General features: G+C 76.6%; 17 protein-coding genes. 8 read left to right on the forward strand and 9 right to left on the reverse strand.

All coding sequences use genetic code 11. The features are described from left to right. Nucleotides 1–41 precede the first annotated feature (41 nt). Nucleotides 42–1064, reverse strand: a complete 1023-nt coding sequence (locus AB0O09_RS20115) for an iron-containing redox enzyme family protein (protein ID WP_363543054.1) — start codon at nt 1062–1064, stop codon at nt 42–44. Nucleotides 1065–1098: 34 nt separating this feature from the next. After that, nucleotides 1099–1935, reverse strand: coding sequence for a dimethylargininase (gene ddaH / locus AB0O09_RS20120; RefSeq protein WP_363543055.1), 837 nt, complete (start codon nt 1933–1935; stop codon nt 1099–1101). A gap of 256 nt (nt 1936–2191) precedes the next feature. On the opposite strand from ddaH, the gene AB0O09_RS20125 reads away from it, so the two are divergent. Next, the gene (locus tag AB0O09_RS20125; RefSeq protein WP_363543057.1) at nt 2192–2659 is read left to right on the forward strand and encodes a hypothetical protein; all 468 of its coding nucleotides are present in this window, start codon (nt 2192–2194) and stop codon (nt 2657–2659) included. A gap of 32 nt (nt 2660–2691) precedes the next feature. Next, entirely contained in the window at nt 2692–3240 is a 549-nt protein-coding gene (locus tag AB0O09_RS20130) for a hemerythrin domain-containing protein (protein ID WP_363543059.1), read from the forward strand. Nucleotides 3241–3262: 22 nt separating this feature from the next. Here AB0O09_RS20130 and AB0O09_RS20135 read toward each other — a convergent pair whose 3' ends face one another. Beyond that, nucleotides 3263–3619: an STAS domain-containing protein gene (locus AB0O09_RS20135; RefSeq protein WP_363543061.1), complete on the reverse strand. Its 357-nt coding sequence runs from the start codon at nt 3617–3619 to the stop codon at nt 3263–3265. 217 nt (nt 3620–3836) lie between these two features. Between AB0O09_RS20135 and AB0O09_RS20140 the strand changes: the two genes are divergently transcribed. Both AB0O09_RS20140 and AB0O09_RS20145 read left to right on the forward strand, forming a co-directional pair. Further along, the gene (locus AB0O09_RS20140) at nt 3837–4238 is read left to right on the forward strand and encodes an ATP-binding protein (RefSeq protein WP_363543063.1); all 402 of its coding nucleotides are present in this window, start codon (nt 3837–3839) and stop codon (nt 4236–4238) included. Between the two features lie 95 nt (nt 4239–4333). Beyond that, complete coding sequence (locus tag AB0O09_RS20145; RefSeq protein WP_363543065.1) at nt 4334–5074, forward strand: MgtC/SapB family protein; 741 nt, start codon at nt 4334–4336, stop codon at nt 5072–5074. A gap of 24 nt (nt 5075–5098) precedes the next feature. Here AB0O09_RS20145 and AB0O09_RS20150 read toward each other — a convergent pair whose 3' ends face one another. The 4 genes from AB0O09_RS20150 to AB0O09_RS20165 all read right to left on the reverse strand — a co-directional run bounded on the left by AB0O09_RS20150 (nt 5099) and on the right by AB0O09_RS20165 (nt 8868). After that, nucleotides 5099–5461, reverse strand: a complete 363-nt coding sequence (locus AB0O09_RS20150) for a hypothetical protein (protein ID WP_363543067.1) — start codon at nt 5459–5461, stop codon at nt 5099–5101. Between the two features lie 71 nt (nt 5462–5532). After that, nucleotides 5533–7776 (reverse strand): SpoIIE family protein phosphatase, encoded by a 2244-nt coding sequence (locus AB0O09_RS20155; protein WP_363543069.1) that lies wholly within the window; start codon nt 7774–7776, stop codon nt 5533–5535. A 126-nt stretch (nt 7777–7902) separates the two neighbouring features. Continuing rightward, nucleotides 7903–8226 (reverse strand): plasmid stabilization protein, encoded by a 324-nt coding sequence (locus AB0O09_RS20160; protein ID WP_363543071.1) that lies wholly within the window; start codon nt 8224–8226, stop codon nt 7903–7905. A gap of 177 nt (nt 8227–8403) precedes the next feature. Continuing rightward, complete coding sequence (locus AB0O09_RS20165; protein WP_363543072.1) at nt 8404–8868, reverse strand: SRPBCC family protein; 465 nt, start codon at nt 8866–8868, stop codon at nt 8404–8406. A gap of 160 nt (nt 8869–9028) precedes the next feature. Here AB0O09_RS20165 and AB0O09_RS20170 point away from each other — a divergent pair, with 160 nt between their 5' ends. From AB0O09_RS20170 to AB0O09_RS20180, 3 genes are all read left to right on the forward strand, one after another. Continuing rightward, complete coding sequence (locus AB0O09_RS20170) at nt 9029–9346, forward strand: hypothetical protein (protein ID WP_363543073.1); 318 nt, start codon at nt 9029–9031, stop codon at nt 9344–9346. Nucleotides 9347–9455: 109 nt separating this feature from the next. After that, entirely contained in the window at nt 9456–10172 is a 717-nt protein-coding gene (locus AB0O09_RS20175; RefSeq protein ID WP_363543074.1) for a helix-turn-helix domain-containing protein, read from the forward strand. Nucleotides 10173–10408: 236 nt separating this feature from the next. Continuing rightward, entirely contained in the window at nt 10409–11566 is a 1158-nt protein-coding gene (locus tag AB0O09_RS20180) for a hypothetical protein (RefSeq protein ID WP_363543076.1), read from the forward strand. Between the two features lie 287 nt (nt 11567–11853). On the opposite strand, the gene AB0O09_RS20185 is transcribed toward AB0O09_RS20180, so the two are convergent. Further along, a complete protein-coding gene (locus AB0O09_RS20185) occupies nt 11854–12576 on the reverse strand; it encodes a hypothetical protein (RefSeq protein WP_363543078.1) in 723 nt (240 codons plus the stop codon). Between the two features lie 178 nt (nt 12577–12754). On the opposite strand from AB0O09_RS20185, the gene AB0O09_RS20190 reads away from it, so the two are divergent. Beyond that, nucleotides 12755–12946, forward strand: a complete 192-nt coding sequence (locus AB0O09_RS20190; protein ID WP_363543079.1) for a hypothetical protein — start codon at nt 12755–12757, stop codon at nt 12944–12946. A gap of 76 nt (nt 12947–13022) precedes the next feature. On the opposite strand, the gene AB0O09_RS20195 is transcribed toward AB0O09_RS20190, so the two are convergent. Continuing rightward, nucleotides 13023–13628: a hypothetical protein gene (locus tag AB0O09_RS20195; protein WP_363543081.1), complete on the reverse strand. Its 606-nt coding sequence runs from the start codon at nt 13626–13628 to the stop codon at nt 13023–13025. Nucleotides 13629–13794: the final 166 nt, after the last annotated feature.

A 13794-nucleotide genomic window follows, 5' to 3' on the forward strand; every position in this document is an offset into this window, starting at 1 on the left:
GGGACGGTCGGACACGGTCCGGCTCCTCGCACGAACGGCCGTCAGGCCGGCGGGCCGTCGTCGAGCGGCGCCCGCAGCGAGCTGCGGCCCCGGCCCCAGGCGTCCAGCAGATGCCCGGCCAACCGGTCCTCGACCGCGCCGGTGGCGGCGATGCCGAAGGCGATGTCCGCGGCCAGCGCCGGGTCGCCGGCCACCAGCGGCTCCAGCACGGCGCGCCGCACCAACTGCTCGTGGACGGCGTCCGCCACCACGTGCTCCCGGTAGAACAGCGTGCCCTCCGGGGAGGCGCCGAGGCGCTCCAGCGCACGGGCCAGCCGGGCCGCGCCCGGCGGGGAGGTGATCTCGACCGCGGCGAACTGGCCGACCGCCGCGCCGCGCAGCGCCCGGTGCAGCCCGAACAGCGACATCAGGTTGACCACCGCCAGGGCGGGGGCGGGGACGGCGTCCAGGTAGTGGCCGTAGCGGGTGTCGAGGCCGAGGTCGGCCATCATCCGCCCGAACAGCAGCGCATGCGCCCGCTCGGGCCGCCCCGACCCGTACTCGTCGTACTGCACGGTCATCAGGGCGGCCTTGGCCGGGTGCGGCAGCCGCGGGACGGCCCACAGCTGCGGGTCGGCCTCCTTCAGGTGGTAGAGCGACCGGTGCACCAGGTACTCCCGGGCCTGCCAGCGCTCGCCGCGCTCCAGCAGGTGGAACGAGGGCCCCGTGCCGTCCGGCGACTCCACGAGCAGATCGGCGACCACCCCGTCCAGCGGGCCCGGATCGCCCACCGCCCCGCGCAGCGCCGCGAGGAACGCCGCCTCCAGCCGGGCGCGCAGCGCCAGCAGGCCGGTGTCCCACTCCCAGGCCGGATCGACCCCGTGGAACCCCTGGTAGTGGAGCTCGTAGCAGACGTACAGGGCCAGCTGCGCGTCCTCGCCCCACGGGTCCCCGACGTCCGCCGGGCAGCCGGGCCCGGTGCCCGGCGCGGCGGTCAGCGCCTCCAGCACCAGCGCGGACAGCGGGCCGCGGGCCGTGGGCAGGACGGGCGCGGCAGGGGCGGCGGGACGCAGGGCGGTCGTCATGTGGGAACCTCTCTCTCGCGGGGCCTCGGCGCGGTCACGCACCGCGGAGTTCGAGCGTGCAGCACTTGGGACCGCCGCCCGCCTTCAGCAGCTCGGGCATCTCCACCGGGACGGGGCGGTAGCCGCGCGCGTGCACCTGCGCGGCCAGGCCGGCGGCGGCCCGCGGCAGCACCACGTGCCGTCCGTCGCAGACCGCGTTCAGCCCGAACACGGCCGCGTCCGCCGCCTCCGCGCGGACGGCGTCCGGGTACAGGGTGGCCAGCAGCCGCCGGCTCGCGGCGGAGAAGGCCGGCGGCCAGTACATGATCTGATCGTCGCTCAGCACGGCCAGCGCGGTGTCCAGGTGGTAGAAACGCGGATCGACCAGCTGCAGGGTGACCACCGGCAGGCCGAGCAGGCGCTGCGCCTCGCGGTGGGCCGGCGCGGTCGTCCGGAAACCCGAACCGGCCAGGATCCGCCGCCCGGCGACCAGCAGGTCGCCCTCGCCCTCGTTGACCAGGCTCGCCGTGTGCACCGGCCGGAACCCCGCCCCGGCGAACCAGCGGCGGTGGGCCGCGGCCTCGCCCGCGCGCTGCGCGTGCTTGAACCGCGCCACCAGCACCCGCCCGTCCACCACGGTGGCGCCGTTGGCCGTGAACACCATGTCGGGCAGCCCCGGCAGCGGATCCACGGTCGCCACCTCGTGCCCCAGGCCACGCAGCACCGCACGGAGCCGCCGCCACTGCCGCTCCGCCGCGGCACCGTCGACCGGACGCCCCGGGTCCATCCACGGGTTGATCGCGTAGTCCACCGCGAAGTGCGTCGGCGGGCAGAGCAGGTACCGCCGGCGGCGGGGTTCGGGTACGGACGGAGGTGTCGGCGAACGGGTCATGGTCAGAAGCTCCCGGTCGGCCCGGTGCCGGGCCCTTCCGGCACGCGGTCTGCGCCACGCCTACCCGGGGCCGCCCGGGACACACGTCCACCCGCCCCGGCCGCGCCGGGTCACGATCCGCGCGGTCCCGGCCGCCGTGGCCGGCCACCCCGGACCGCGGATCCGCCCGGGAGCCGACCAGGCGTGGGCCGCCCCCGGGCGGGTAGGCGCGACGGCACGACCGACCGGCGCGACGCGGACCCACGGAGGTGGCCCCATGAGCGAGGACATCGACTCCGACTCGGAGCCCACGGTGTGGGCGCTCACCGTGCAGGAACAGGAGATCGGCCCGCCCGTCGCCGAGGCGTTCATCGAGGTCGGGCGGCGGTGGCACGCCGAACTGCTCACCCACGCCCTGGAGAGCGGCTTCCTGCTGGCAGCCGGCGACGCGCCGCAGAGCACCGCCATGGTGGTGATGAACGGCCCGCTGGTCGACCGGCTGCTCTTCGTCGGCGGCCGGCAGTCCTGGGAGCCGGTGCCCAAGCCCGCGGCCTCCCCCGAGTGGCGGACCGCGGCCCGCGAACGCGGCGAGGTCCTGGTCGTCGTCGTCCCGCCCGGCACCTGCCTCACCGACGAGGCCGACGGCGACCCGCAGGACGGGGCCGACGGCCTCACCCGCAGCGTCGCCGCCACCGGCGGCGAGGGCGTCGTCCTGCACGGCACGGCAGCGCTCGCCCTGATCTGACCCACGGAAGACCACGGAAGACGAGGTGCACCATGACCTCCGGCGACCTCATCGACGTCGTCACCACCGACCACGAACGCATCCGCAACCTGTTCGGCCGCATGGCGGGCACCCCGCTGAAGGACCCGCTGCGCCGCGAACTCCTCGACGAGGCGGCCGCCCTGCTGGAACGCCACATGGCCGTCGAGGCGGAGTACCTCTACCCGCTGGCGCTGCGCAGCCTCCCCGAGCGGCGGGAGACCGTGGAGCAGGAACGGGCCGCACTCGCCACGATCGGCGCCCTGCTCGACGACCTCTCCCGGGTCGGCGCGGACGCCCCGCTCTTCGACCGCAAGGTCGCGCTGCTCGTCCGCGAGGTCACCGGCCACGCCAACGAGGAAGAGGCACTGATCCTCGACGAACTCGGCACCGCCGCACCCGCGGACGAACTCGCCGAGGCCGGCTCCCGGGCCCGCACGGAGCGGCTGCACAAGGTGCGCCGCTCACCGGCCGACCGGCCCCGGGACGACCTCCCGCCGACCGGCCCCCGCCCGAAGACCCACCTGCGGGACTTCTTCCGCATCGAGGGCCTGCCGAGGTGAAGCCCGCCGGCGGCCCCCCGGGTCAGAGGCTCTCCCGCAGCGGCGGCTCGTCGGCCGGGTCGATGTCGAAGACGGTGTCGGCCTCGGTCAGCCCGAGCAGGCGGACCAGCTGGGGAGAAGGCGCGGCCAGCCGGAGGATGACGCCGGCGGCCGTGGCCGCCAGCCGGGCGCGCAGCAGCGCGTTCAGTCCGGCCGAGGTGCAGAAGGCGAGCGCCGAGCAGTCCACCACCACGGCCGTCGGCCGGGGAGGAACGCCCAGCGCCCTCCCCAGGGCCTCCTCCAGCACGTGCACCGTGTCCATGTCGGCCTGGCCGGCGACGGCCAGCCTTCGTTCACCGGCCGGCGCCGGAAGGGGGGTGACACGGAGCTCCGCATCCATGGTGCTGCTCCCTCCGCCACGGACTCCCCGACGGGGCTTCCCGCGACAGTGGCTCCCGGGGAGCCTGCCCATCCCCCGCGGAACGAAGCGTCCCCGGCGGCGCGGACCGCAGAACGAAGACCCGGCCGGCCGGGGCCGCCACCCGGCCTCCGGGGGTTACGGCGGGCGGGGAACCGGTTACACGCTCCCAGGGGAGCAACGGACGCAGGAGACGAGGGTGAACCGGACATCGCGCCACTGGCATCTGCCGCTCGGGTCCACCGACGGTCCCGGGCCCCAGTTCGGCATGGCCTACGTGCGCCGAGCACTGGCGCAGGGGCCGTCGCCCGTGCCGTCCTCCGGGGAACGGGCCGAGGACGTCCTGCTGGTGGCCTGCGAGCTGCTCACCAACGCGTACTGCCACACCCCGGGCCCGCTCAGCCTCGACCTCGACCTCGACCACGACACCCTCACCGTCGCGGTGACCGACGCGAGCACCCGTCCGCCGGTCGTCCGCCCCTACCGCCCGCAGCAGCCGCACGGCCACGGCCTGCACATCGTCGAACGGCTCGCGGTGGACTGGGGCGTCACGCCCGTCCCGAGCGGCAAGACCGTGTGGGCGGTGCTGCCGGCGCCCTGACCGGGGCGCCCGCGGGTGGTTCGCCGCGGCCCGGGTAGGCGCGCCGTGAGACGCCGCGGCTCCTGGCCGCGGCGACGACGGAAGAGGCGAGCACCGTGCAGCGGACCGAGGCGTTGTGGCAGTCGACGGGCGGTCAGGGCTGGGTGGCGCTGGCCGACCTGGCGGCCGCGCTCGTCCTGTCCAGCCTGATCGGCCTGGAGCGGGAGGCGGGGCAGAAGAGCGCGGGTCTGCGCACCCACGCCCTGGTCGGCCTGGGCAGCGCTCTCTTCGTCAGCGTCTCGCGCTACGGCTTCGGCGCGGGCGACCCGTCCCGGGTGGCCGCGCAGGTCGTCTCGGGCATCGGCTTCATCGGCGGCGGCCTGATCTTCGTACGGCGCGACGCCGTGCGCGGGCTGACCACCGCGGCGACGATCTGGCTCACGTGCGCCGTCGGCATGGCCTGCGCCGCCGGGCTGGGCGTCGTCGCCGTGTTCTGCACGGCCGGCTACTTCCTGATCATCCGCGGCTTCCCCGCCCTGCTGCGGCGGCTGGCGCCCGCGCTCATGGACGCCCCGGTCAGCGTCGCCCTGGTCTACGAGATCGGCCACGCCCTGCTGCCCCGGGTGCTGGAGGCGTGCGCGGCGTCCGGCTTCCGGATCATCGACACCGAGACGGAGCAGGAGCGGGCACCGTGCCCGCCCGGCACGGAGCCCGACACGCTGATGCGGCTCTGCCTGACGCTGGAGGGCCGTGCGGACATCCGGGCCCTGACCGCCGAGCTCGCGGGCCTCACGGGCATCCGTTCCGTCGCCGTCCGCACCGAGGACTCCCTGCCCGGCCCGCGGGGCGGCACCTGACCGACGCCCTCCGACGCTTCCCGGTCACTCGTCGAGCGGGGCGAATCCGAGCACCCAGCCGAGCGCGTCCGCCACACCGCGGGCGCGGCGCCGCTCCTCGCCGGGCCGTGCGCAGTCCCGGGCCGCCACGATCGCCGCCCGCTCCTCGACGGCGAGTTCGCCGTCCGTGAGGAGCTCGTGCACGGCGCCGCTGATCGGGGCCGGCGTGCCGGGGTCGAGCACCCACCGGTAGGCCGCGGCGGCGCCGTCGGCCTCGGGTCCTCCGTCGGCACCGGCCGCGCACGCCGCGCGGTCGATCTCCTCGGGTGTTCTGACGGCGATGAAGTCCTGGACCGGCTCCGGCACGGACTCCTGGACGGACTCCTGGACGGCGGACGCTGCTGCCACGGCGGGGGACCTCCCGGGTACGGACCGTTCGGGTGCCCGCCCGGGCGGCGGGCACCGTGAGCCACAGCCACCTACCCTGCACCGGACGGGGCACGCCCGCGCGGTGTTCCCGCCGGCGGGTCGCCGTCGCTCGGGCGGCCGGTTCCGTATCGTGCCGCGCCACCCGGCGCGATGTCCAGGACGAGGAGCGCGATGTCGTCGGTGTGCCGGCCGGCGGGCCAGCTGTGCCGGACCAGCTCGTCGATGAGCCGGTCGAGTGGTCCGGCTCCGCTCACGCCGAGCAGACCGGCCAGCTCGGCCGTGGTCCGGGAGGCGTCCGTGCCGGGGACCTCCACCAGTCCGTCGGTGTAGAGGGCCAGCAGGGTGCCCTCCAGGAGCGGCAGGGCGGTGAGCGGGTAGCGGGCCGACGCGGCGGCGCCGAGCAGCGGCCCGGCCTCCACGGTCAGCACGTGGCCGCGCCCGTTCGGGCGGCGCAGCAGCGGCGGCGGATGGCCGGCGGAGGCGACGGTGGCCTGCCGCCCGGTGAGGTCGAGCTGGGCGTAGAGGCAGGAGACCAGCAGGTCGGAGTCGAGGTCCGCGAGCAGCCGGTTGGTGCGGGCGAGCACCTCGTCCGGCGCGGCTCCGGCCGTCGCGTGGGCGTGCACGGCGGTGCGGACCTGCCCCATCAGCGCGGCGGCCGTGGTGTTGTGGCCCTGCACGTCGCCGATGACGGCGGCCGCGGTGCGCTCGTCGAGCCGGATGAAGTCGTAGAAGTCGCCGCCGACGTCGAGGCCGCGGGTGGCGGGCAGGTAGCGGGAGGCCACCGTGATGCCGGCGACGCGGGGGAGGGAGCGGGGGAGCAGGGCGTGCTGGAGGTCGTCCGCGAGGTCGTGCTTGGCGTCGTACAGCCGGGCGCGGTCCACCGCCTGGGCCAGCAGGCCGGCGAGCGAGGTGAGGACGGCGCGCTCGCCGGAGTCGAACGCCCGGGGGCGGTCGTAGGACAGGATGCAGACGCCGACGGGCCGCCCGGAGACGATCAGCGGCAGCACCGCCCAGGCCCGCTTGCCGCTCATCCGCGGAGCGCCCGGGTACTCGTCGGCCATCTGGCTCGCGTCGGCGAAGAACGCCGGGGCGCCGCTGGCCAGCACATGGCCGGCCGGGGTGAGCCGGGTGTCGAGCGGCAGGCCGTCCAGCCGGGCGATGCTCGCCGAGGAGTACCCGCAGTGGCCGATGATCTTCAACCGGCCCGCGTCGGCGGCGGACAGCACGAGCCCGTCCGCGCCGAAGGCGGGCAGGACCTGGTCGGCGACCATCTCCACGACGTCGCGCACCCCGACGGCCTCGGTCAGGGCTGCGGCGAGGTGCATCAGCTGGTAGAGGCGGCCGCCCTGGTGTTCGCCGTCCGGCCGGTGCCCGTCCGCCGGGTCGTGCACGCCGTCCGCGCCGGGGTCGGCGGCCGCGCGGGTGACGCGGACGCTGATGCCGCTGTGGTCGGGGTAGAGCCGGAATTCCAGCCAGGTGTCGGGCGGCCGCAGTGCGGTGAACGCGGCGGGCTCCCGGCTGATCACGGCCGTCCGGTAGCGGTCCTCGACGGCCGGGTCGTCGAGCCACGGCAGGGCCAGCCAGGGCAGCGTGCCGAGCAGTTGCTCCGGGGTGCGGCCGAGCACCTCGGCGGAGCCCGCGCTGGCGTACGCGATCCGCCCCTCCAGGTCGAGGGCGAGGCTCGCCCCGGGCAGCCGCTCGGCGAAGTCCGCGGCGGCCGGCTCCGCCCGGCCCGGCCCCTGACCGGTGGACAGGTCGGGGGCCGTGCGCGGCACGTCGGGCAGGCGCGGCGGCCGTTCCGCGTCGTCGAGCAGCCGGGCGATCCGGCGGCCCAGCGTGGTGATGTGGCCGCGTTCGCGGACGGTGGCGCGCTGCGGGTGGTCGGCGGGGAAGAGCAGCAGCAGCGCACCCCAGACCTTGCGGGCCCCGGCCAGCGGGGCCGCCGCGAGCGCCAGCGGGTGGGGCAGGGTGGCGGCGAGCCGGGGGTACGCCCGGGCCAGGTCCTGCTGCGAGCCGACCCACACGAACCGCTCCTCCTGGACGGCGTCGCAGACCGGCAGCGGCGCGGACAGCGGGACGCGCCGCCAGGCCGCGGCGAGCCCCGACGGCAGCCCGAAGGCGACCGCCATCACCAGCACCGGCTCCCGGTCGAGGAGGTAGACCGCACCCGCGGACGCGCCCGTCCGCCGGACGGCCTCGGTCAGGGCCGCGTCCAGCCCCGCGTCCGGATCCGGGGCCGGCCCGGGCGGTGCGGGTGCCGTGCTGCAGGGTGCCTTCTCGGCAGAGGTGTTCATCAGGGGTCCTCCGGACGTACCGCCCGCCCGGGTGCCGGGACCGGGGGCCTGCGGGAGGTGGAGCGGCCCCCGGAGGGGCGGTGGCGCCGTCGGGGCACCGGCCGTCCTCCGGGGACCGCGGGGCGCTCAGCGGCCGAGCGCGTCGGCGAGCTCCTTCTTGTTCATCTTCGACCGGCCGTGGATGTTGCGCTGCTTGGCCTCGTTGTAGAGCTGGTCGTAGGTGGGACCCTGGGCACCGGAGTGCGAGCGCTGTCCGCCGCGCCGGGAGGATGACATGTCCTGGACGGAGCTGCGGCTGGCGGTCTTCGACTCGCCGTGCCGGGCACGTTCCTTGTTGACCGTCCGGGCGGCGATCTCCTTCGCCCGCTCCTCGCTCTCGCCGCGGTCCAGTGCGCTGTCCTTGATGTGCTCGTACTGGCGTTCCCGCTTCTTGCTCGAACCGGCCGGCATGACTCCTCCTCGGGCTCGCTGGTGCCGTGGTGCCTGACCGCGCGCCTACCCCGCGGCCCCCCGCTCACGCGTGGCGCCCCGCACGGACGGGCCGCCGCGGTGTTCCGCGACGGCCCGTCCGTGCGTACCCGGGTCGTCCGGCCCCGGGCCGGAGCTGCCCGGGCCGGAGCTGCCGGGTCAGGAACTGCCGGGGGAGATCCGGCCGCGCCAGCCGCCGGACTCCAGGCCCTGGTCCTCGATGAACGCCTTGAACCGCCGCAGGTCGCCCTTGACGCGGCGGTCGACCATCCCCATCATGTCGGCGGCCTTCTCGGCGACGCCGTCCGGTTCGAAGTCCAAAGCCAGCCGCACCATCGTGTGGTCGTTGTCGAGACGCCGGAACGTCACCACACCCATCTGCTGGACGTCCCCGCCCACGGTGCGCCAGGCGATCTTCTCGTCGGGCAGCTGGTCGACGATCTCGGTGTCGAACTCGCGGCTCACCCCGGCGACCTTGGTCTTCCAGTGGTTGTGCCGCTCGTCGATCTGGGTGACCTCCTCCACGCCCTCCATGAAGCGCGGGAAGTCCGCGAACTGCGTCCACTGGTTGTACGCGGTGTGCAGCGGAACCTCGACCTCGACGGACTCTTGCACCATGCTCATGCCGGGCCTCCAGTCTTCTCGTCCAACAGGTCCGCGACGCGTCTGCCCGGCCGCTCCGGGTTCTAACGGGGCAATCGGGCCCATCGGCCGTCCGGTCGCCGAGCGGGGCGGGCGCGTGTCGTGAACGGCCGCCGCCCGGTGCCGCGCCGATGATGGGCGGATGACCCATGCCCCGACCGACACCGGTGTCCTGCCGCAGACCGCCCTGGCGAAGCTGACCGAGCTGCGGGAGCTCGCGGCCGGCGCGGTGGAGTCCTGGGAGTCCGGCGACCTGCCCGCCGCCCACCGTGCGGTGACCGCGGCGGCCTCAGTGGCCGCCGCGGTGCTCGACGTCCTCGCCGAGGCCCACGCCCGTGCCGAGGCCGAGGCCCACGCCCGTGCCGAGGCCGAGGCCCACGCCCGTGCCGAGGCCGATCGACGCCCGGCCGACACCGGGAGCGAGCCTGCCGCGGGTCCGGTCGGCCATTGGTGGGGCTGAGCGCGTTTCGGCTCCGCCCAGGGGCGCAGCCTCGAAGGGAGAGGGTGCGGCGCCGATCCTCCCGGTACCGGCCGGCCGCCCCCTGCCGCCGTCGAGGAGGTGGTCCGTGATGGCCGTTGCCACTCGCTCCGCGTCGATCCCCCAGGGCCGTCCGCCACCGCCGGTGGTCCAGCCCGCCCGGCCGCAGCCACCGGACGAGGTGGCACCCCGGCAGCCCGCCGGTCCCGCCCACGGGGCCCCGCCCGGGCCCGCCGGGCCGCCCGCCGACGCTCCGCCGCGCGAGATGCGGGTGGGCGCCTACGTCCTCGACACGGTGGCGGCCGACCTGTGGGACGCCGTCCTGCGCTGCGCCGCCGCGTGCCTGCGGCAGACGCAGGGCCCCACCCCGATCCCGCCGGGCCGCACCGCCCGGGTCCTGGTGCAGGTGGCGCTCACCGTCCTCCCCGACGCCGCCGACCCGGACACCGCGCCGCTGTCCGCGCCCGGGGCGACCGCCGCCCCCGACCCGGTGCGCCGCGCCGTCGCCTTCATGGAGTCCCACGCCGCCGACGACATCGTCCTCGCCGACATCGCCGCAGCCGCCTTCGTCACACCGCGCGCCCTGCAGTACGCCTTCCGGCGCCACCTGGACACCACGCCCCTCACCCACCTGCGCAGGGTGCGTCTGGACGCGGCCCACCGCGACCTGCTCGCCGCCGACCCGGTGACCGCCACCGTCACCGAGATCGCCGCCCGCTGGGGCTTCGCCCACCTCGGCCGGTTCGCCGCCTTCTACCGGGAGGTGTACCGGGCCGCCCCCCGCACCACGCTCCGCCTTCCGCACTGAGGCGGCCCGCCGCCGCGGGCGATCCCGGGAACCGCGCCCGTTTTCCGCCCGCCCCGCCGGGCAGCCGCCCGGCAGGGAAGCAGCACCGACCCTCCCGCGGGGAGCGCACCACGCCACCGATCCGCCGCGACGCCACCGGCCGGCACCGACACCCGGTCGGCACCGACACCCGGTCGGCACCGCCACCGGCCCGCACGGCCGCCGTCACCGGCCCGCACCGACACACGGAGAACTCCATGGACCTCGGCTTCCTCGAACCGCTGATCGGCAGGCCCGGCCCCTGGGCCACGGTCTGCCTCGACACCTCCCGCACCACCGAGGACGCCCGGCAGCGGCAGGTGCTGCTGCAGCGGACCGCGGTGCGCGAGCTCGCCGAGCTGGGCGCCGACCCCCACACCTGCCGGGCGGTCGCGGAACACCTCGCGGACGAGCCCGTCTCCGGCTCCCCGCCCGGCCGGGCCCTGTTCGCCGCAGGAGGCGAGGTCGTGCTCGACGTACCCCTGACCACCGCACCCCCGGGCGTGGAGGCCGCCTGGGGGCCGCTGCCGCGCCTGGCCCCGCTGCTGGGCCGCCTGGAGGCCGCGACCGCCGACTGCCTGGTCGCCGCGGTCGACCGCACCGGCGCCGACCTGGAGCGCCGCCGCCTCGGCAGGCCCGAGCCGCTCGGCACCGTCGACGGCACGACCTGGCAGGGCAGGGGCCACCGCGCTCCGCCCGCGGACCGCTACGAATGGCACTACCGGCACCGTGCCCAGGACGCCTGGGACCGGTCCGCCGACGCGATCGCCGACCGGCTCGCCGAAGCCCGCTCCGACTGCGGCGCGGACCTCGTCGTCCTCACCGGCGACGCCCGCGAGCGGCGCGCCGTCCACGAGCGGCTGCCCCAGGACCTGCAACCGCGCACCGTCGAGATCGACGGCGGCGGCCGCGCCGACGGCATCCACACCGACACCTTCGAACGGCGGCTCGACGAGGCGTGGCAGGACTTCTGCCGGCAGCACGCGGACGAGATCCTCGAACGGTTCCGCAACGGCACCGGCCGCCCCGGCGAACACCGGACGGACGGCACCGGCACCGAACTCGCGCCGGGAGCCGCCGCCGAGGGCGTCCCCGCCGTCGCGGCCGCCGCCCAGCAACACCAGCTCGCCACCCTGCTGCTCCGCGGCGACGGTCCGGACGCCGGCCGCGAGGTCTGGATCGGACCCGAACCCGAGCACATCGGCATGGACCGCGGCGAGGTCCGCAGCATGGGCGTCCGCCGTCCCGAGCGCGCGCAGGCCGGCGACGCGCTGCTGCGCTGCGCGATCGCCTCGCGCGCCGAGGCGGTCACGGTGCCGGACGGTGCCGAGGGGCCGGTCGGCGGCGTCGGTGCCGTGCTGCGCTGGCGGAACTGAAGCGGCAGGCGGAGCAGCCTCTCGGGTTTGCCGCCCTCACCGGTTTGCCGGGCACCGCCCGGGGCAGACGCATCGCACCTTCGCAGGTGGACCCGGCACCGCCCCGCCGGACCTCCGTACCGACCGGTCTCCCCTCGGCGGTCGGCACGGCGGCGGGGCGGTGCCGGTTTGCGTGGTGCCGGTTTGCGCGGTACCCGCTGACGCGGATCAGCACGCGCGGACGGACCGTGCCGGGCGGCCCCGCCCGTCGGTGCGTTCCGACCGGGCGAGGCCGCCGGGTGCCGTGCTCACTCCCCGGGCGGTTCGCCGTCGGGCGGCAGGTCGACCTGCTCCACCCGGCGCAGCCGGACGGCGTGCTCCTCCGGCCCGAGGCCGACCGTCTCGCCGTCTGCCGTCCCGATGGTGTCGCGGCGTTCGTCGTCCAGGGTCAGCTGCCCGGCCTCCGGGTCGGGCGGGCCGTTGACGGAGTCGGCCTCGGGTTCCTCCGCCGCGAGGCGCTCGTCCAGCGACCGGCCCTCGGCCTGCTCGGCCCCCGTCACACCGAAGGACTCGGCGGCCACCGGCGCCTCACCGGGCACCGGCATCCGCTGCGGATCCTCGGCCAGCCGGGCGCCGGGCGAGCCGTCCGCCAGGTCGGGGATGCCCTCGTCCTCGGGCTCGGCGCCCGGATCGTGCCCGTGGATCCGCTCCGGGTCCGCGGCGGGGGTGTCGCCGACCGGCGGCGGATCCTCGGCGGGCCGTTCCCCGGGCGGCCCCGGGGCGTCGATCTCCACCGGCGACCGCCGGCCGCGGCGCTCGTCCTCGTCGGGCCGGACGCCGGGAACGGGACCTTCGGCGATCTCGGGCTGCTGCTCGTCGCTGCCGGCGACGTTCGGGGTGCCGCCCTTGCCGATCGGTGCGGGCTCCCGCTCGGGACCGTCCGTCCGCTCGCGGTCCTCCTCGTGGCCGGCGGTGTCCGCCGGGCCGACGGCCCCGCCCATGTCGTGCAGTGGCCGGCTCTCGCGGTTCATGGTCGCTCCTTCCTGACCGGTCCGCGTGTGCCCCGCAGGAATTCCGGCAAACCGCAGGCAGCAAGCGGGAGAGGGCGTTCCTGACGGACCGTCGGCCGATGCCGCGGTTCTTCCGGCGGGGCCCGGGTAGGCGCCCGGTGACCACGAGACAGGGGGACCACGACCGAGGAGTTCGGTGATGACAGAGTCGCAGCAGCGCGACACCCTGAGGAACCGCCAGGCCCCGTCCGTCCGTCCGGGCCGCCGTTCCGCCGACGAACGGCGCGGGGGCACGGCAGGCGGCCGGAGCGAGGCGCATGCACCGGAGCCGGACGGCGACGTGCCGTGGCGGCGCGAGGCCGAGCTCTACGCCGTGCTCGGCGAGGACTGACCGCCCGCCCCGCTCCACCCCCGCGGGCCGGCCGATACGGGCCGGCCCGCGGAAGCGTGCTGTCCGGCCCGTCCGCTCACGCGTCGTCCGCGGTCGCGTCCGCCAGCAGCCAGCCGCCGGGATCCTCGGCGCGGTCGACGGCGAACAGCACGGCCTCCCTGCGCCGCCAGGGGACGTCGCGGCCGGTCAGCGCCTGCGACGCCAGGGCGCGTGCGGTGCTGCGGCTCCAGCGCAGCTGCTCGGCCGTGCGGGGGCGACAGAGTGCGGCCAGGTCCAGCAGGGTGCGGTCGCCGGCGGCGGGGGCCGCGCAGCACAGGGCGTCCCAGAGCAGTGCGTTGTCACCGGCCAGGGCGTGCACCCGCCGCAGGTCGGCGAGCAGCGTCGGGCCGTCCGCGGGGCCCCGGGCCGTGCGGCGCTCGCGGACCGCCCGGGTGGGTGCGGTGCGCGACCGGGCCGGGAGCAGGCCGAGGATCCACGCCGCGTGCCCGCAGGACACCGCGGCCAGTCGTTCGGCCGCCGCGGCGACCCCGTGGTCGGCGGTGCGGCCGGCCAGCGCGGTGAGTTCGGCGGCGAGCATGCGCTCGCCCTCCCACAGGTCCTGCAAGGCGCTGCGGACGCCCTCCGGTACGCCGTGGCCCGTGCGGTCCTCGGCGGGGGACCGGTCGGGCGTGGTGGTGCTCATGTCTCCTCCGCGGTCGCAGTTCCGGCTCCGCGCGGCCCGGGCGACGGGCATGGGACCACCTCGTTCGGCGGCCACCCGCCGGGACGGGCGGGGACTCCTCGGCCGGTCCGGCAGCGCCGGTCCGGCCGCCGCGGCCCGTCCGGGCGACTCGCAACCGACGCGGGTC

It is taken from the genome of Kitasatospora sp. NPDC093679 (assembly GCF_040683455.1).
In the GTDB taxonomy this organism is placed as follows: Bacteria; Actinomycetota; Actinomycetes; order Streptomycetales; family Streptomycetaceae; genus Kitasatospora; species Kitasatospora arboriphila.